This is a genomic window from Prevotella sp. TF12-30 (genome assembly GCF_003436715.1).
Taxonomy (GTDB): Bacteria; Bacteroidota; Bacteroidia; order Bacteroidales; family Bacteroidaceae; genus Prevotella; species Prevotella copri_A.
In genome coordinates, this window is the sequence record NZ_QSQJ01000001.1 from 44,543 (window position 1) to 62,502 (window position 17,960).

The 17,960-nt window shown below is 43.5% G+C and carries 17 protein-coding genes; 2 read left to right on the top strand and 15 right to left on the bottom strand.

Annotated features, from left to right (window positions below):
* Positions 1 to 4 precede the first annotated feature (4 nt).
* The 15 genes from DXD25_RS00245 to DXD25_RS00310 all read right to left on the bottom strand — a co-directional run bounded on the left by DXD25_RS00245 (position 5) and on the right by DXD25_RS00310 (position 15,049).
* Positions 5 to 538: a hypothetical protein gene (locus tag DXD25_RS00245; RefSeq protein ID WP_118201388.1), complete on the bottom strand. Its 534-nt coding sequence runs from the start codon at positions 536 to 538 to the stop codon at positions 5 to 7.
* Positions 539 to 777: 239 nt separating this feature from the next.
* Positions 778 to 1,341, bottom strand: coding sequence for a virulence RhuM family protein (locus DXD25_RS00250; RefSeq protein ID WP_117661249.1), 564 nt, complete (start codon positions 1,339 to 1,341; stop codon positions 778 to 780).
* Between the two features lie 412 nt (positions 1,342 to 1,753).
* The gene (locus DXD25_RS00255; RefSeq protein WP_147327809.1) at positions 1,754 to 2,173 is read right to left on the bottom strand and encodes a hypothetical protein; all 420 of its coding nucleotides are present in this window, start codon (positions 2,171 to 2,173) and stop codon (positions 1,754 to 1,756) included.
* A 41-nt stretch (positions 2,174 to 2,214) separates the two neighbouring features.
* A complete protein-coding gene (locus DXD25_RS00260) occupies positions 2,215 to 2,691 on the bottom strand; it encodes a hypothetical protein (protein ID WP_117661251.1) in 477 nt (158 codons plus the stop codon).
* A gap of 254 nt (positions 2,692 to 2,945) precedes the next feature.
* The gene (locus tag DXD25_RS00265) at positions 2,946 to 3,356 is read right to left on the bottom strand and encodes a PIN domain-containing protein (RefSeq protein WP_117661252.1); all 411 of its coding nucleotides are present in this window, start codon (positions 3,354 to 3,356) and stop codon (positions 2,946 to 2,948) included.
* Positions 3,353 to 3,616, bottom strand: a complete 264-nt coding sequence (locus DXD25_RS00270; RefSeq protein WP_147327810.1) for a hypothetical protein — start codon at positions 3,614 to 3,616, stop codon at positions 3,353 to 3,355. Before DXD25_RS00270 ends, DXD25_RS00265 begins: the two co-directional genes overlap by 4 nt.
* Positions 3,617 to 3,699: 83 nt before the next feature.
* The gene (locus tag DXD25_RS16545; protein ID WP_153096359.1) at positions 3,700 to 3,861 is read right to left on the bottom strand and encodes a hypothetical protein; all 162 of its coding nucleotides are present in this window, start codon (positions 3,859 to 3,861) and stop codon (positions 3,700 to 3,702) included.
* A 33-nt stretch (positions 3,862 to 3,894) separates the two neighbouring features.
* Positions 3,895 to 5,826: a nucleoside-diphosphate sugar epimerase/dehydratase gene (locus tag DXD25_RS00275; RefSeq protein WP_117661414.1), complete on the bottom strand. Its 1,932-nt coding sequence runs from the start codon at positions 5,824 to 5,826 to the stop codon at positions 3,895 to 3,897.
* Positions 5,827 to 5,965: 139 nt separating this feature from the next.
* Positions 5,966 to 6,571, bottom strand: a complete 606-nt coding sequence (locus DXD25_RS00280) for a transcription termination/antitermination NusG family protein (RefSeq protein ID WP_158556264.1) — start codon at positions 6,569 to 6,571, stop codon at positions 5,966 to 5,968.
* A 378-nt stretch (positions 6,572 to 6,949) separates the two neighbouring features.
* Positions 6,950 to 7,906, bottom strand: a complete 957-nt coding sequence (locus DXD25_RS00285; RefSeq protein ID WP_117661255.1) for a site-specific integrase — start codon at positions 7,904 to 7,906, stop codon at positions 6,950 to 6,952.
* Between the two features lie 154 nt (positions 7,907 to 8,060).
* Positions 8,061 to 8,576 (bottom strand): lipid-binding protein, encoded by a 516-nt coding sequence (locus DXD25_RS00290; RefSeq protein ID WP_117661256.1) that lies wholly within the window; start codon positions 8,574 to 8,576, stop codon positions 8,061 to 8,063.
* Positions 8,577 to 8,608: 32 nt separating this feature from the next.
* Positions 8,609 to 9,325 carry a BT_2262 family domain-containing protein gene (locus tag DXD25_RS00295; protein ID WP_117661257.1) on the bottom strand — a complete coding sequence of 239 codons (717 nt, stop codon included), beginning with the start codon at positions 9,323 to 9,325 and terminating at the stop codon, positions 8,609 to 8,611.
* 43 nt (positions 9,326 to 9,368) lie between these two features.
* Positions 9,369 to 10,862, bottom strand: coding sequence for a SusD/RagB family nutrient-binding outer membrane lipoprotein (locus DXD25_RS00300; protein WP_117661258.1), 1,494 nt, complete (start codon positions 10,860 to 10,862; stop codon positions 9,369 to 9,371).
* Between the two features lie 13 nt (positions 10,863 to 10,875).
* Positions 10,876 to 14,064: a SusC/RagA family TonB-linked outer membrane protein gene (locus DXD25_RS00305; RefSeq protein ID WP_117661259.1), complete on the bottom strand. Its 3,189-nt coding sequence runs from the start codon at positions 14,062 to 14,064 to the stop codon at positions 10,876 to 10,878.
* Between the two features lie 184 nt (positions 14,065 to 14,248).
* Complete coding sequence (locus DXD25_RS00310; protein ID WP_117661260.1) at positions 14,249 to 15,049, bottom strand: Cof-type HAD-IIB family hydrolase; 801 nt, start codon at positions 15,047 to 15,049, stop codon at positions 14,249 to 14,251.
* 288 nt (positions 15,050 to 15,337) lie between these two features.
* On the opposite strand from DXD25_RS00310, the gene DXD25_RS00315 reads away from it, so the two are divergent.
* Both DXD25_RS00315 and DXD25_RS00320 read left to right on the top strand, forming a co-directional pair.
* Positions 15,338 to 16,294, top strand: a complete 957-nt coding sequence (locus tag DXD25_RS00315; protein ID WP_117661261.1) for a FimB/Mfa2 family fimbrial subunit — start codon at positions 15,338 to 15,340, stop codon at positions 16,292 to 16,294.
* 128 nt (positions 16,295 to 16,422) lie between these two features.
* Positions 16,423 to 17,931, top strand: coding sequence for a TolC family protein (locus DXD25_RS00320; RefSeq protein WP_187360407.1), 1,509 nt, complete (start codon positions 16,423 to 16,425; stop codon positions 17,929 to 17,931).
* Positions 17,932 to 17,960: the final 29 nt, after the last annotated feature.

The following is a 17,960-nucleotide window of genomic DNA, read 5'->3' on the forward strand; positions in this document are numbered from 1 at the left end:
AACATTATAATGTTTCTTGTCCCCATACTGCTACCAGACGATCTTTCCAGAGTTTCAGAGGACAATGGGAATTGAGTTCTACATATAGTTTATTGACAGCATCTAGGAACTTGTCTAGACCTAACTCTACCAACGGATGGAAAGGAAGGTAAGTTGGAGCGAGATTGCGATAATCTACGTTCTCGATATCCATTCCTAAGCCCATGGTTTGACCGGCATTGGCAGACATAACAAATATATTGTCGGGATGCTCGCTTTGCCATATCTGGACAAAGGTTGGGCACGGACGCTTCATTATACCAAAGAAATGCTCCTGGTCTTTGATGCTTGAAAGATGCAAAAAGTAATCACCCCAATCGGCATAAAGAGTAACGGAGTTTTCTCCGCCCAACATCAAATAGACATGGGCGTAGTAGGTTTTGCCGGATGGTGTCTTGGTCTTGTAGATGATCTCGACATCGTCTTTATGATAGACGAGGGTGCGGGAGCTACCTAAAAAGAAGGTTGCTCCTGGCTTTATGGAGAAATAAGATTTCATGATTTTACTTTTTTTGTTCCTCATTGCAGTATCGCTCTGCACTTGTCGCCACTCGAATGAGGAATATTGTTTATTCTACTTTTGAGAGGATTACCTCAGGAGAGGTGCCCATCAGGGTTATGGCGGAAATCTTATGACCGCCATTGGCGTTTAAGGAATGACCACAATGATAGAGGCTATCATCTATAATAAGCCAGCGGTCATGAGACTCGTTACGCCATTTTCTAATGTCTATATGATTATCGGGGAATAGCAACTCTTGCTGTATAGAAATCACCTTCGAAGAAGACCATTTCTGCTGGAGGAGTGGAGGTTCGAATAAAGAAGTCGAGCTGCTGTTGCTGCTTAGCCTGGACGTCCTCAATATGAGTCATACGCTTATCCATATTCTCCTGTAGGGCTATCAAGTGACGATTCACGGAATAACCTTGAAGAAGATATTGCTTTATAACTGCATTCGCCCACTGACGGAAACGGGTTCCTATCGGACTCTTTACTCTATAGCCTACAGAGATTATAACATCCAAATTATAGATTTTAGTACGATATCTTTTGCCGTCTGCGGCAGTATGTAAGGATTCCTTACATACTGATTTTTCGTCTAACTCTTTCTCTTTAAAGATGTTACGAATATGCATAGTTATATTGTTACGAGTTGTACGAAACAACTCTGTCATCTGTGCTTGGGTAAGCCAAACCGTATCTTGATCCAGTTTCACCTCCAACCTAATGCTATCATCTGGTTGGTAAAGTACTATCTGTGAATCATCAGCCATAGGCTGTATATTATTGTCGTTTGCCATAATTATACATTTTTATTGCTAATATAGCGACAAAAGTACGATTTAATTTCGTAATCACCAAGGATTTAAGAGAAAAAATGTATTTATTAACCTATGCTTGGCTTATGGCAAAACATTACAACACACTAAAAGATTCTGCTTCCTTATCTGCTTTTTTTTCTTCTATGTTCATAACGTAAGATCCTTATTAATTATTGCATTTTTTCGACTCCCCTGTCCCCCTCTTGCGAAGAGGGGGTCCTTACCCTATACCCAAGCCCTAAATCCCTACCATAGGGATTAGGGATGTAACCGCCCTCCGGTGCTCAGAACCGCTACGCTATAAGGTTGGCGGGGTATCAAAGCCCTGCGCCATGTTGTGCGGGATGGGACCGCCTTCCTATTATCTTGCTAAAGGTGCTGGATACTACCCTTATTTTAGAACCACCCTGTCTTGCAATAAGTCACAAAGAGAACGTAATGTCTTTAATGTATAAGGACGAATCGTCAAGTCATCACAAACTATCTTCTTATCCGTACCCAAGAAAAACATACCACAATGATCATTAAGACCTGCTTTAACAGGATATATTCTTAATCTATCATGTAAATTTGCTAAATACCTTGGAGTAAAAAGAGCATAACCCACATAATGGCTTTCTGTCTTTTTAAAAACATACTTACCTTTTTTATTCAAATGCTTTTGGTCTATAAAAGACAGCCTGGACAATGAGACATAAGACTCTACTTCACCATTCGTAAAACGTCGAAGATTGAATGCCGCAAAATTTAACTGATGGGTATTTTCATCATAAAAGGCTGGAGAAGACAACAATCGAGCTATCTCCTCCATATCTTTCAATACTGGTTTCTCAAATGTTATATCACATTCCATTAGGCTATGTTCTTTAAGACTTCCAAAAATTTAGGGAGTTCCGAAAGTGGGAGGATGCCCTCTTTCTCTATCTCTCCATAATTGACATCATACACTATCCTATCACTAAGAATAGATAAACAGGCATCTCCTTTGGAGGTCTTCCATTGCATTAATATATAGCCATTGGTATTTGGGAATATTGCTAATCCCTGAAGTAATGGTTCGCTGCAAGATGAAACAACCTTCTGAGAATAATCACATGCTTCTGATGATATGGAAGGGGAACCTGCATAATCCCAATTCGCTGGCAAATCTCGAAGTTCAAGAATTCGCTTCTCAAGTCGTTGCCTTAACGAAAGGCTTGGCTTCTTTTTCAGCTGTTGCTTCAATAATCGCAAAGCTTCTGCCATAGCATCAGTCACACTGATGTTATTCTGCTCTGCTATCGTTGCATAGCCTTGATATAATGTATTATCGAGTACCAATGTTGCCATAATCGTAATATTCTAATTATTGGCTGCAAATATAAGGGTTTTCGGTGAAACCACCAAATTTTTAGAGGAGTTTTTGCTTCTTGCTCTAATCTCCCCCAGATTAACGTATATCACCAATACAGCGTCCCCACTATAGGGTTGGCGGACCATCAAAGGTCTACGCCAGGTTGTGCGGGCTGGGACCGCATGGGGCTATGAGATGACCGCATGAATCAGCGTTTACGTCCTTTACCAAATTAGCGGCTACACCACCTTTATTGGTTTAAAATGTCCAACAACTCAGCAGGAGTATAAACGGGTAAAGAAGAATTTGAAAAATCCTTCTTGTTACGAGTTACAATACAATCTCCCTCAGCTCGCAAAGCTGTGGCATTCTGAGTTGCATCTTCATAATCCTTCCAACCAGAAGAGAGCATTTCAATTACCGTATTGCCTTGTAAGTCTAAAACATCTACAAAATTCGACAACGCCAGAAGAGCTTCTTTTACATCTTGATACTCATACTTACGAGCGACATACATGGCAGTAACATAAGACAAAGCTGACGTCATCAACTTTATGTCTCCTGTTATTCCAAGGGCAAACAGTTTATCGGCATCTTCTGAAAAGCCCTCCCGATTTGCAACGAAATCTATTAAGACATTCGTATCTACAAAAACTCTCATAATGCATATTTTTTTTCAACCAATGCATCTAAGCTATTTTCATCTGCCGGTATCGGTTTGCCACCTTTTGCCTTTAATGTCTTCACATAAGACAAAGCATCTCTAAATTCATCGGTTTCTAATAGTCTTTGCTTAGGTTGTACCTTTTGCAAAAACAGAGAAATCGCCTTTTCTATTGCTGCAGTTACACTAATATTATGCAATTTAGCATAACTTTCCGCCCCTTTATATATATTGCTATCAATTGCTATTGTATTCATAATAGTATCTCCTTTTTTGAGTGCAAATATAAGAGTTTTCTGTGAAACCACCAAATTTTTAGGGGAGATTTTGCTCTGTGGGACTATTTCTTCCTTCTGGCCTTGGCTTCTTTCATGGTAATGATTCTACCTGGATGTTCTGGGTCCCATACCGCAGCACCTCCATGCTTGAAATAGTCCCAAAGGATGATGAGGAGGGCTATGACAGAGAGAACTCCGAAAAGGATTAATATGAGTAATAACATCTTTTCTAATGTATAATTGTTAATGTATAATGTTTAATCGTGATCAAGCTCGCTGTACTTCGAGTGCTGGCTCTTGTACTCTGGCACTATCTCCTTCATCTTCTTCACGATTGCCATATCATCGTAGGTGAAGGAGAGCTGATAGAGGTCTTCCTCGTTCTTGCGTGCCAACTCGTATGGATACTCACGAACCTTGGCTACCATAATCTTTGGATGATGGGTTGGAACGGTCGCCTCCTTGTCGTTCAGAACTTCCTCGAAGAGTTTCTCACCATCTCGGAGTCCTACGTACTTGATGTCGATGCCATCTACTCCCGAAAGGGCTATCATGCGCTTTGCCAGGTCGGCGATGCGGACTGGCTTGCCCATATCGAAGACGAAGATCTCGCCTCCCTTACCCATAGTTCCAGCCTCCAATACCAACTTGCAGGCTTCTGGAATGAGCATGAAGAAACGGATGATGTCGGGATGGGTGACGGTGATCGGACCGCCCATCGCAATCTGCTTCTTGAAGATTGGGATAACGGAACCGTTACTTCCCAAGACATTACCGAATCGTGTGGTAACAAACTGGGTAACACCCTTTACCTCGCCATCCACAATCGCCTTGTTCAATGCCTGGCAGTAGATCTCGCAGATTCGCTTGCTGCAGCCCATCACGTTGGTAGGATTCACAGCCTTATCGGTAGAAATCATCACAAACTTCTTGGTGCCGTACTTCACAGCCATATCGGCTATCACGCGCGTACCATATATATTATTCTGCACAGCCTCTGATGGGTTGTCCTCCATCATCGGTACATGCTTATAGGCTGCGGCATGGAATACATAGTCTGGATGGTACTCTGAGAAGATGCGCTCCATACGGGTGGCATTGGTGATGCTGGTTACGATGGTTTCGCAAGGAATATCAGCATAGTTCTTGTTCATGAAGAGGCGGACATCGTGCATTGGGGTCTCAGCCTCATCAACGAGAATCAGCCGCTGTGGCTTATAGATGGCAATCTGCTTCACCATCTCGGAACCGATACTGCCGGCTGCTCCCGTAATCAGAATGGTGCGACCGCTGAGGAGCTTTCCGATCGCATTCATATCCACTTCGATTTTGTCTCGTGGAAGAAGGTCTTCGATATCTACCTCGTGCATCATCTGATGACGGAGGTTTGACTTGCCGTCCCAGCTCTGTGCCTTCGGCATCATCATAATCTTGATGCCTTCTGCGGTAAGCTTGTCGATCATATCCTGCTTCTCCAGGAACTTCTCTGTGACCAGAGGGCTTACGAAGAGGGTCTTGACATTCAGCTTATGCATGATACCCATTAATGCCTCATCGTATGAATAGACTTCGCATCCCAACAGGAATCGACCTTTTATGTCTGTTTCTGACGTAGCAAACCCTTTCACTACATACTGCGATGGATGATCATTACGCATAGACTTTGCCAAGGAGATACCACCCTCTCTTACTCCGAGTATGAAAACCGGAGTCTTGGTGTCGGCTGAGAAACTGGAGTCGTACATATACTTCACGAGGATTCGCATCGTCCACATCTCTATCATGGAGATGAAGAGCATGACGACAATAGCCTCCGTGGTAAGATCACAGCGGATACTGTCTGGCACCACCATGAGAAGAATGCTGTTCAGAATGAAACCGACAACGAGGGCCCCGGAAATGCGAAGCAGGTCAACGAATGACGAGTAGCGCATGATACCGGAATAGGTATGGAAGATTCGCATGCCGACTACGAAGAGCGGCAGGGAACAAATGAACGTGAGGAGATAGTTCCAGAAATGGGAAGCTATCAGCTCGCCTCCCTCTGCGATATAGGTCGCAATCATTCCAGCCACTACAATAGCGATGCTATCGAGTGCCATGATGCACCAATATGGCAGTGTAGCCTTAGAAAAATACCAATTCGTCAGTTTGTTTGCAAAAAGGGATACTTTGAGCTGATACAGCATCCCTGAGAATGGCTTCTTTTCTGAACCATTCTGATCTAGTTTATCACTCATAAATAATATAAATTAATCTTTATTCTAAATATATTAATGGGTATATATCTACGTTTTCTTTTTTAATGCAACAAGATCATTCTACCACTCAATCTTCTTCAACGACTTCGAGTAAATTTCTACTTATCGTAAGCGTTGCACCACTGATATACTTGATTTCGCTGCCGATGACGGCTTTCTTGCCATTATAACTCTGTACGTATGCTTCCACACCTTTCATGCTACCTGCTGTCACTCGCACTTTGATACCTTTCTTCAAAGGAACAGGGGCAGCAGTGACAGGCTCTTCGTCATTCTCAACAAAATATCGATAGTTGGCAATAACCTGGTCGGGAATCTGGTATATTTTCCTTTGTCCAGGCATCGTCAGCATCTTATACACATCCGAACGGAATCGGATTTTATCAAGTTGTCTCTGAGAGACATTGCAAAAGATGAAGGTGGAAAGAAACAGCTTTTCTTTCACTCTTCGCTTATTGGAACGCTTGTCGAGATAAACTACTTTTACCTTGGGAATCCAGTAGTCAAACCAAACATGATTGTAATTAAGATTGATTCGTATAGAATCAGCTATTCTCGTTTCACAATTCACTCTCACTACAGCCACATACCATCCTGCATCTGCCGGTTTTTCAAGCCCTTCATTAGGCATTTGGGGAGTCAATTTCTTAGCGCTTTCTTCACTTTTTGCCACGGCTTCGCCGTCGTCCCCTGCAATAGTGGACGTAACTTGTGATTGTATATTTGTCTCTTTCATCATGCGAATCAAGTTCGTTTTTTGATGTCGATCATCTGAATCTCTACATAAGAGACACAGATACTCACTGCAAAAATACGAATATTGTTGCAAACTAGCAAATTATGCGTGTTAAAAAATTAATATCATTCTACGAAAATCAACATTTTTTTAGAATTCTTATCATACGCAATTTCCTAAGTCGTTGATTGAAAGAAAGTTTTCGGTATTTCTGTGTCTCTTATGTAAAGATTCAGAAAAATTGGTTCATTTTGGTTCATTTTGGTTCATTTTGGTTCATTTTGCAAAAACCCTCTTTTTATTCATTTTTACGGCTTATAGGACTGCCAGAATTTTAGCGTTGGCATCATCCACTTCTGAGCTTTTGATGGAGCGGAGATAGATCTGTGTGGTGATTACGGAATGATGTCCCAATGCCTCGCTGATAACGGAGATGGAGATATGGTTGTCTCTTGCTGCCGTTGCCCAGGAATGGCGGGCGACATAGAGGGTGAGCTTGCCCTTGATACCGATCTTAGCACCTAACTTCCTGAGGTGGTAGGAGATACGGGCTTCGGCATTTCGATATAGGCGTACCGTGTCTTTCTTTTTGTCAATAGTTTTATCCTGACTCTTATTCCCATCATCAACAAGGAAGGGGAAGAGATATGGTGAGGAGGCGGTCTGCGCCTGATACTTTTCCAACAACTCCTGCATCTCCTTCTCCCATCGGATGGTGAGGCGCTGTCTGGTCTTGCTTCGGGTGTAATGAAGATAACCGTCCTTGAGGTCGGATTTGCGGAGGTGAGCCAGGTCGATGAATGAGATACCACGCAGATAGAAACTCATCAGGAAGGTATCTCTTGCCATCTCTTCTTTGGGAGTGAGATCCTTGACCGACTCCAGACGCTTGATCTGGCTGACAGATTCTGTGGGTATGGCTCTCTTGCGGGTTGGGGCAATACCGGTATAGGTATCCGAGAAGGGATACTGCTGTGGCGTCAGTCCCTTCGCCACGGCTTTGTTGTAGGTAGCACGGAGGATGCGGAGGTAGAAGGAACTGGTGTTTCTACATACCTTAGCCGTATGATGCAGGTATGCCTCATACGAGTGCATCACTTCTGCATCTATCTCACTCAGGGCGATGTCTTTGTTGTCCCGGTATCGTTTAAAACTGTTGAGGGTTGCTCTGTAATGCAGCGAGGTGCGGTATTGCCCGTTTTTCTGCAACAGGGCAATAAGGAGGTTCATAAACTGGAATAACGACTCTGGTTTTTTCGTGTTTCTTGGCATAATACGTATATATTTTGATGTTTACAAAAAAAAGGGGACCGGCCACTGCCAGTCCCCAAGACGAGAGAGATATAAGTGTTGACTTGGTCAACAACGAGGCAAATCACTTTGCCTAATATTATATCCATTTATTATTTTAATAGAGTTTAATCTATTATTCATAGAAGCCAGAATGTCTAACTCCCGAGATGCGATAAGTCAAAGCATTATCATCATCGCTGAACTTAACCTTGTAGCAGATGCTATCACATGGAAGTCCATGAAGGTTCTTTCCCTGATTCAATAACACCTGACCTTCGAGCAACTCAACATTGCCTGCCTCAGCATTTGAAGGATTATAGCTAGAACCAGCAGCTGCAGAGAAAGTTTTGGCAGCATAATCTACATTCACTTTCATCTGAACACCCCAGAAGCCAGCATCCTGCAACCACATTTCCTTATCGCTATTGGCAGCAGTATTGTAGGTATTCACAGTAATGGTACCCAATCCATACGGATCTTCATACAAAACATTACCATTTTCATCAACAGCATCAACCTGTACTTCCCAAATACCAGCCATCTGCTCAACGGCAGTTCCACCAGCCGACTCATCAGTCTCAGTATCACAAGACACAAGAGCGAAGCAGCCCAGCAAGGCGAACATAAACATTGAAATATATTTCTTCATAATCTTATTCCTTTAAAATCTTAATTGTTTTATTACTTCAATGAGATGGTAAAGTCCATTGTTTTGGCATAATTCACTACGTAAGAGATTTCTCCTGTAGCAGGATCATACTTTCCATCCTTAAAGCCAGTAGCAGAATCGCCCCAACCTTCCACAGAACTAGAAAGCAAGACCAGAGAATTATCAGCCAACAACTGGAAGTAACCTGTCATTGCGTAACTTGAACCATAACCAGCTTTCTGGTCGTAGTAACCACCCATCATATCACTTACATAGAAGATGCCAGGTGCAGCCTTAGTAACCTTCACGGTATAACCAGAGAAAGCTGTAGTAGTTACAGAACCATCCTCTTTGTGATAATCACGATGAGAACCAGCCTGAAGAGTATAGGTACCCGACATATCTGTTGTAATGGTTGGATCACAGACTGCTACAGTACGAGTAGTAGATACAGAGAAGCCATCAGCATTTGTTGCAGAATAAGTAATGTAATACAAACCTGCCTTAGAAGCATCTACTGTACCAGACGTTACAACCTTAGAAGAATAATCTTCTCCATTCAACGTAGCTTTACATCCCTGCTCACTATAAGCTGTACCGATAGGCACCTGAACAAAGTCATCCCCCTGGATTTCCAAAACCGGATAATATGTAATCCTTGAATCAGTAAACTCCTCATCGTCGCTGCAAGAAGTAAATCCAACAGCCGTCATGCTGAGCATCAAGGCCAAAAACAATATCTTTTTCATATCTTTTATCTTTATATAATGAATGAATAAAAGTACCTATTGATTACTTAACATCCCAGAACACAGGATCTGCCAAAGTCTTAACGGCAGGAGTATTCTTGTTCAACTGACGTGCAGATGAAGGATAAGGCATACGCTTGCACAAGCCGTTATTACCATAGTAATTAACAGCAGGCACAATCAGATTACCAGCAGTATAGCTTGTAGGATCCTTGTGAACCTTCTCAGCAGAAGCAGAAGACACGGCAGGAACATCAGTACGACGCTGCTCAGACCAAGCCTCAAAGTGATTACGATAGAACAAAGCAACCCACTTCTGCATATAGATCAGCTTCAACTTATCTTCCTTGGTAGCCTGCTTGTCAAAGTTTACCTTATCACCCGCAATGAAATCAGAGTAGCCTGCAACCTGACGAGACAAGAAGTCATTCTCAACAGCAGCCTCATAATCAGCCTTGGCAGCAGCCTCATCATTGTTGAATCGCAACTCAACTTCAGCCTTCAGGAACTCAACCTCGCTAAGAGTAAAGAGATAAACCGGCATAGCTTTGGCAACCTCTGTATTAACGAGACTTACATCCTTATCCATCAACTTAGTACCATCCCATTCCAAATACTTAGTCTTTGCACCAGGAATCTCACCAACATACTTTCCACTTGCAGCAGCCTTGTTCAAAGCATAGGCTTCACGAGGGTCGTTGGTAGAATTGAAGTAGGTTACCAATGGATATGCAGCACAGAAATTGTTTGCATTCAAAGAGAAGATATTACTATACCAAGGATTATACTGTCCCTCTGCATTGCTATATACATTAAATACTACATCAGAAACCGGGAGGATACCATTAGCCACGATAGCCTTAGCCTTGGCTGTATAATTAGCAGCATCTACATTTGCATCAATCAGACGCATATACATACGAAGACGGAGGGCATTGGCAAAACGTTTCCAGCTATCCAGATTCTTGCTGAACATAGGGTCGGTCATATCGATGTTGTCAGAAGCTGCAATAGCTGCCTCTGCTTCATCCATTGCCTTCAAAACATTCTCATAGACACTCTGACCATCATCCCAAACCGGATTAGGATTAGCACTACCCTGGCAGGCCTCTGTATAAGGAGCATCGCTACAAGCATCTACCATATACTGCATAGCCAAAGCTGTCATTACCTTGCATACATAAAGGTTGGCAGTATTAGTAGTCTTACTCTCTATATCCTTGATATCAGTCATTGCACCGGCATAGATAGTACGATAGCAACGGTCGAAGAGCTGAGAAGCCTCATCAAAGTGAAGCTCAGCAATGTCGTTATACTGATTATACTCAGGACGCTGCTCAAAATACTGAGCAAAATAGCCACCATAGGTGAACATCGCATCACCAGGAACCGCAGCTATGGCATTCTGCACAGCAGGGAACTCCAATGAAGGTGTAATATCACCAGAAGCAGGATAGTTTGGATTCTCATTGATATCCATATCGCAGCTAGAAAGCGCCAAGAGGCAAGCTGCACTATATAATAATATTTTTTTCATAAATGATCCACCTTTAGAATTTAACAGAAACATTGAAACCCATCTTGCGTGAGCTTGGGTTAGCAGAATACTCACCGAAGTTACCAGACAAGTCGTTACCGAATGAGCTTGACTCTGGGTCGATGAATGTATTGCTAGAAGGTGTCCAGAGGAAGAGGTTGTTACCGAAGACAGAAACCTTAACGCCAGTCAAGAATGTCTTAGCCAACCAAGCCTTTGGCAAATCCCAAGAGAGAACTACAGAACGAAGCTTTACATAGCTCTTGTCAACCAAGAATTCTGCATCGTAGTTATCAGCACCATTGTTCCAATAGTTGTAGATATTGGTTGGTGTCAGAGCAGTAGTATTCTCTGTATAGATAGGAGCACCATTAGCATCTGTACCAGACTGAACCACAGAATTTGGAATAATCCATGGGTTACGATGGTTGTATGCAGTCTGGATAGCATTACCGGTGAAGTATGTAATATTCTTGGTACGAGAGAACATCACGCCACCCTTACGGATATCAAAGTCGAATGACAGGCTGACACCCTTATAAGACAAGGTATTAGAAATACCCATCTGATACTTACTGTTCATGCTACCTACAATTTCCTGCTTATCAGTCTTCTGAGGAAGACCATTTGCATCTACGATCAAACGTCCCTGGTCATCACGCTTAGAAGTATAAGCCTTGAACACACCGAGTTCCTCACCTACGATAGCATAGAGAGAAGTACCGCCAGAGAAACCATAGATAACAGATTCACCGCCGAGTTCCTCAGGCAAAGAGATTACCTTACTCTTGTTCTTGGTGAAGTTCCAAGAGAGATCCCATTTGAAATCCTTGGTCTTAATAGGAGTTACGCTTACCAAAGCCTCGATACCACGGTTGCGAATCTTACCAAGGTTCATGTTCTGATAGGTGTAACCAGAAGCTGGATCCATATTCAAGGAGAAGATCTGCTTGTCTGAGTTTCTGTCGTAATATGAAACATCAAATGAAATACGGTTCTGCAAGAATGCCATGTTCAAACCAAACTCAAATTCTGTAGTCATCTCAGGACTCAAAGTATTACTACCCAGAGTATTGCCCTTGGTATAAGCATTGTAGTTACCATTGGTGAATGGGAATTTACTAGAACCCCAGCCTGAAGTATTAGCTGAAGCCTGAGCATAGACAGAGTTTGTCATATATACACTGGCATCGTTACCTGTCTTACCCCAAGCAGCACGGAACTTACCGAAAGTTACGATCTTCTGAGCCTCAGGAGACAAGAACTTAGAGAACACGAAACTACCTGTTACACCAGGATAGAAGAATGAGCGGTTACCCTTAGGAAGAGTTGAAGACCAGTCGTTACGGGCGGTCATTGTCAAATAAGCCCAGTCATCCCATCCGAGTTCTACCTGACCGTATGCACCCATCAAGCGACGAAGTGACTGATACTGAGAAAGAGTAGGTTTCTCAGAAGAGTTTGTCAAGTTGAAATAAGTAGGTATAGTCAAATTAGTAACTGCACCATACAAGTATGTGTATTTACGCTCATTACCATTGAAACCGAGAGCTGCGTTTACATCCAACTTATCGATGAACTTGTGGCTGTAATTGAACATTGCATTGAAGTCCATCTCGCGGCGACGCTCAGTCTGCTCAGTTACAGAACCAGTCAATGACTTCAATGCATCCGCCCAGTTTGGAGTGTTTGCATAAAGAGCAGACATGTTTGGTTCACCGGTGTTATGATCACCAGTAGTTGTATCAAGACCGAAACGGGTAGAGAACTTCAAATCGGTGAAGATATCCCAGTCAAACTGCAACTTACCATAGAAACGCTCTGACTCATACTCATTCTTGTAGTTATTCAAGATATAGTATGGGTTGGTTACACCGTAAGGAGTATAGTAATAACCTGGCGTATTGAATGGATCATTCAAGTCCTTCATCTCTACGATACTGATATCGCGAGGAGTCTGCATGATGGCATTATACATAGAACCCGTCTTCTGACCAGTAGTCACGAAGTTGTTCTTCTGATAAGCATAGTTGGCAGACATGCTCAATGTTACATTCTTGATCTTGTGAGAAGCTCGACCGGAGAATGTATATTTGTTGTAACTATCCGCATCAGTAGGGATAATACCATCATCATGAATCTGAGAAAGACTCAAGAAGAAATTACTAGCATCAGTTGCACCATTGAAAGAAACACTGTTGTTGTAGCGTAAACCAGTATCAAAGAAGTCCTTGACATTGTTCTTTATAGGAAGATAGCTCTTCAGTTTCTGAGAGTTATCATAAACATTACCATATTTCAAGGTTGAGCCATCGAAAGCTGGTCCCCAAGAACCATTCTCGACATCAGTCTTGTCACCATACCAACCCATACCGAACTCGTTCTGGAGCTGAGGCAAGCGAAGCACAGACTCAAACTGCAAACCACCATTATACTCTACACCAATACCCTTGTTCTGCTTCTTACCACTCTTGGTAGTAATCAACACAACACCATTGGCAGCACGGCTACCATAAAGTGCAGTTGCGGCTGCACCTTTCAGGATGGTCATGCTGGCAACATCATCAGGGTTTACGGCATTAGCACCGTTACCAAAATCATAACCATTATCCAAGTTATTACTGCTGGAAACAGAAGAGTTGTTCAATGGCACACCATCAACAACATACAAAGGCTGGTTGTTACCCGACAATGAGCTGACACCACGGATGATGACAGAATTAGAAGAACCTGGGTCAGAAGATGTAGAAGAAATCTGCACACCAGCTACCTTACCTGCAAGACTAGACATAACGTCGTTGGTACGAGACTCAGAGATTTTCTCACCGCCCACAACAGCAGCAGAATATCCCAAAGCCTTACTAGAACGGGAAATACCCATCGCAGTAACAACAACCTCATCAAGATTTCTTGAATCAGCAACCAGCATAATCTTCATCTTAGCAGAAGCTTTTACTTTCTTTGGCTCCATACCAAGATAAGTAACTTCGAGAACAGCATCCTTACTTGCATTAGGCAGAGTAAAGTTACCATCCACATCTGTCACTGTACCAGTCTTTGTTCCTGCGATTTTAACAGATGCGCCAATCACTGGCTCACCGTCTTCCTGAGAAACAACTTTACCTGTAACAGTAGTCTGTGCGAGAGCCATTCCTGTTGAAAGAACAAGCCCCCCCATTAACATGGTTAGTCTTTTTGTCATAATTTCTCTCTCTTAAATTAAACAACTTACAAATATCGGGTGCAAAGATACATACTTTTTATAAAATAAACAAATTTTTAGCTAACAAAATGCTATTAAAAAGCTATTTTCTTATCCCTTTTGTATATTTTCTGCATATTTCCCAACTTTTAGACAGATTTTTATGACAAAAGACAACAAAATATTAGTTTTCAGCAATTACACCATACTTGATGAGGGCATTCTTCACTCCATCTTCATCCACATGAGTCGTAATGTAATCGGCTACCTGCTTCAATTCATCACCAGCATTGCCCATTGCTACACCGACACCTGCCTTCTTGATGATAGAGATGTCGTTGCCGCCATCGCCGAACGCCATGGTTTCTTCAATGTTCAAGCCCAGATAATCAGCCATGGCATGAAGTCCCTTTCCCTTGTCGGCTCCACGCGCCGTGATGTCGGTAAAGGCAGGGTGCCATCTTCCGGAAGTGCAGTTTTCGAGCGTAGGCATCAGGAGCGCTTCCTGCTCTACGGTGCAGAAAGGTGTGACCTGCAAGATGGCCTCATCGCCCAAACGATTGAGATCGGTAACAAAAACGCTGCTATCCACTCCCAATCCCTTGCAGAAGATTTCATAAACCTCGTCGGTATAATGATGAATGGCAAAACGGCTCTCGCTTACCACGATGGCAGGATAGTTGTCTCTATCAGCAGCCTCGATGATCTTCTTCACGTCAGAAGGAAGAATGGCGTGCTGGCTCACCAGCGTATCCTCCACAAAGCAGCGGGCACCATTGGCTGTGATGTAACCATCAATGAGATGCTCTATCTGACCGAGGTTATTGATGATCTGCTTAGGGCGTCCCGTAGAAATATACACCTCTACCCCATTCTTCTTAGCCTGCTCCAAAGCATCCACAGTACTCTGCGGAATCCTGTGAGACTTGAAACTCACCAACGTGCCGTCGATGTCGAAAAACAATGCTTTTATCTTCTTATCCATAAATATATCTTGTTCCTTATTATTTAAACCCAATTCCTTTTCATGTAAATACCATGCCATATTTACCCATTTCTCACGCGCGTACCTTGTTATATATAGATACAAATAATTCATCTCGCTGAAAAAACGGGTGCAAATATACGAAAAAACAGATAATTAGCCAAAGATATGCAGTTTTTTTTTAATATCCTTGCCATTTTCGCTAAAAAAGCGTATATTTGCTGCGACTTTCATGCGCAAGAAAACGTCTTGCACCACGCATAGAAAGCAAACTAAAAACTTAGTGATATGAAGAAGAAGACCTATGTCTGGCTGGCATTCCTCTTGCTGATGCTGGTAGCTACGCTTACTTCATGCGAAAAGTTTGCACTCGATGATTCGGGTACCAATTCACATGACGCAAACGCCAACGTAATCATCCATGCGTCCGTGGCAAAAAACAATTCTACGGGAACAAGAAGCGGAGAAGAAGATGAGGACGGATTGGAAGAAGGAGATGAGGAAGTAGAGGGAAAGCCTCTGGAAGATTACTGCTCTCGACTATCCATCGCCATTTTTGATGGAGAGGAAAAGGTGAAGACCCTGAATCTGAAAGCAGAAGATGGCTACGATGATATCGGGTTTAATTTGGATGCGGGAAAATACCGAATGGTTGCCATCGGCCATAACGGAAGCGGAAACTGTACGATCAGTTCTCCTGAGAAAGTGAAATTCTACAAGAACAAGATGACCGATACCTTCTTCTATTACGGCACTTTCAATGTGATAGATGGAGAAGATACGGATGATTACATCCTGTTGAAAAGAGCCGTGGCACAGTTTAAGGTCCATATATCCGACGCCACCATCCCCGCCGAGGCACACAGCATCAAGTTTTACTATACGGGAGGCAGCAGCACCCTTGACGCCGTAACGGGTTATGGATGCGTACAAAGCCGGCAGACCGAAAGCTTCAAGCTTCAGGAAGGCAAAAGGGATTATTCGGTCTATACCTTCCCACGCGAAGAGAACAAGGGGTTGAAAATGACCATCAACATCCTGGATGCAGATGCCCAGAGTATCAAGGAATATTCCAAGGAAGTCGTCCCGGTGAAACGCAACAACATCACCCAGACCAATATCAGCATCAAAGACCATACTATCTCCGACCCCGACCAGAAAGAAGATGGTGATTCCGGAAAAGGCAACCTGGGATTCACCGTAAATCCCGACTGGGAAGGAGAAATCGTTGTTGAATTTGAATAGAAGAATGTTCCATTTTTCCATAATGTAAGGTAATTTTCGATTCTTAAAGATTTGATAATAAAAAATCCTTTGTGGTTTGCGAATATTTCCATAAATTTGCACCGATATTATAATATTATAGTAAAGGAATGAAAAAAATATTAACTCTTATCATGCTGATGGGAGCAATGACTGCAGCCGAGGCTCAAACGATGGTTCTGAACCTCGACAGTTGTCGTGCGATGGCGCTACGCAACAACAAGCAGATCAATGCCTCTAAGCTCAAGAAGGACGTGGCGACCAACCTGAAGAAATCGGCGCGCACGAAATATTTGCCAAAGGTAGATGCCATGGGCGGATATGAATGGTTCAGCAAGGAGATCTCTTTGCTCAATGATAGTCAGAAGTCAGCATTCAGCAATTTGGGTTCCAACATCGTAGGTGGAATCACCGGCAATGCCAACGACGTGATGGCCGATCTGGTAAGCAAGGGAATGCTCACCCCTGAACAGGCACAGAAAATCGGAGGATTGCTCAACGAGAAAGGAAGCGTTATCCAGCAGCAGGGCAATGCCATCGGACAGAGCGTGGTAGATGCATTCCGCACCGACACCCGCAACATGTGGGCTGGTAGCGTGATGCTCCGACAGCCTATCTATATGGGCGGCGCCATCCTGGCAGCCAACAAGATTGCAGACATCGGTGAGCAGATAGCAGACAATGATCTCGACATGCAGACCCAGAAGACCCTCTACAGCATAGACCAGGCTTACTGGCTTGCCGTTTCGCTGAAGCAGAAGTACAAGCTCGCCACCAGCTACCGAGACCTGGTGAAAAAGCTCAACGACGATGTTCACAAGATGATTCAGCAGGGCGTAGCCACCAAGGCAGATGGCCTGAAGGTAGATGTAAAGGTGAACGAGGCGGAGATGAAGATTACACAGGCTGAAGACGGTCTGGTGCTCTCCAAGATGCTTCTCTGTCAGCTTTGCGGCATTCCGATGAACCAGGAAGTGACTCTTGCCGATGAAGACAAGGAGACGCTGGCTCTTTCGGGAACTCCTGTGGATACAGAGCAGCAGCGAGTAGCCGCTTCTGATTCTGCGATGAATACCCGTCCGGAATTGCGCATGCTCCAGAACACGGTCGATATTTCCAAGCAAGCCACCAATCTGGTTCGCGCCGTCTATCTGCCTCATGTGGCATTGACCGGCGGCTACACCATTTCGAATCCAAATGTGTTCAATGGTTTCCAGAAGAAGTTTACCGGTGTGTGGAATATTGGAGTCATCGTGCAGGTTCCGGTATGGAACTGGTTTGACGGTGCCTATAAGGTGCGTGCATCCAAGGCTGCCACCAACATTGCCCAGATGAACCTCGACGATACCCGCGAGAAGATCCATCTCCAGATTACCCAGAGCCAGTTCAAGGTGAAGGAAGCTGAGAAGAAGCTCAACATGGCCATCAAGAACATTGACAGCGCCAACGAGAACCTGAGATGCGCCAACCTCGGATTCAAGGAAGGAGTGATGGAGGTAACCGATGTGATGGCAGCTCAGACTGCCTGGCAGCAGGCACAGAGCCAGAAGATCGATGCGGAAATCGACGTGAAGCTGACACAGGTAGGGCTCAACAAGGCGCTCGGTATTCTGCAGTAACAATAGAAACATTTTTCAAAATTCAAATT

Bases quoted from the DNA above. Each gene is read 5' to 3' on its own strand.
- DXD25_RS00245 (WP_118201388.1), bottom strand. From the start codon at position 538: ATGAAATCTTATTTCTCCATAAAGCCAGGAGCAACCTTCTTTTTAGGT.
- DXD25_RS00250 (WP_117661249.1), bottom strand. From the start codon at position 1,341: ATGGCAAACGACAATAATATACAGCCTATGGCTGATGATTCACAGATA.
- DXD25_RS00255 (WP_147327809.1), bottom strand. From the start codon at position 2,173: ATGGAGGAGATAGCTCGATTGTTGTCTTCTCCAGCCTTTTATGATGAA.
- DXD25_RS00260 (WP_117661251.1), bottom strand. From the start codon at position 2,691: ATGGCAACATTGGTACTCGATAATACATTATATCAAGGCTATGCAACG.
- DXD25_RS00265 (WP_117661252.1), bottom strand. From the start codon at position 3,356: ATGAGAGTTTTTGTAGATACGAATGTCTTAATAGATTTCGTTGCAAAT.
- DXD25_RS00270 (WP_147327810.1), bottom strand. From the start codon at position 3,616: ATGAATACAATAGCAATTGATAGCAATATATATAAAGGGGCGGAAAGT.
- DXD25_RS16545 (WP_153096359.1), bottom strand. From the start codon at position 3,861: ATGTTATTACTCATATTAATCCTTTTCGGAGTTCTCTCTGTCATAGCC.
- DXD25_RS00275 (WP_117661414.1), bottom strand. From the start codon at position 5,826: ATGCTGTATCAGCTCAAAGTATCCCTTTTTGCAAACAAACTGACGAAT.
- DXD25_RS00285 (WP_117661255.1), bottom strand. From the start codon at position 7,906: ATGCCAAGAAACACGAAAAAACCAGAGTCGTTATTCCAGTTTATGAAC.
- DXD25_RS00290 (WP_117661256.1), bottom strand. From the start codon at position 8,576: ATGAAGAAATATATTTCAATGTTTATGTTCGCCTTGCTGGGCTGCTTC.
- DXD25_RS00295 (WP_117661257.1), bottom strand. From the start codon at position 9,325: ATGAAAAAGATATTGTTTTTGGCCTTGATGCTCAGCATGACGGCTGTT.
- DXD25_RS00300 (WP_117661258.1), bottom strand. From the start codon at position 10,862: ATGAAAAAAATATTATTATATAGTGCAGCTTGCCTCTTGGCGCTTTCT.
- DXD25_RS00305 (WP_117661259.1), bottom strand. From the start codon at position 14,064: ATGACAAAAAGACTAACCATGTTAATGGGGGGGCTTGTTCTTTCAACA.
- DXD25_RS00310 (WP_117661260.1), bottom strand. From the start codon at position 15,049: ATGGATAAGAAGATAAAAGCATTGTTTTTCGACATCGACGGCACGTTG.
- DXD25_RS00315 (WP_117661261.1), top strand. From the start codon at position 15,338: ATGAAGAAGAAGACCTATGTCTGGCTGGCATTCCTCTTGCTGATGCTG.
- DXD25_RS00320 (WP_187360407.1), top strand. From the start codon at position 16,423: ATGAAAAAAATATTAACTCTTATCATGCTGATGGGAGCAATGACTGCA.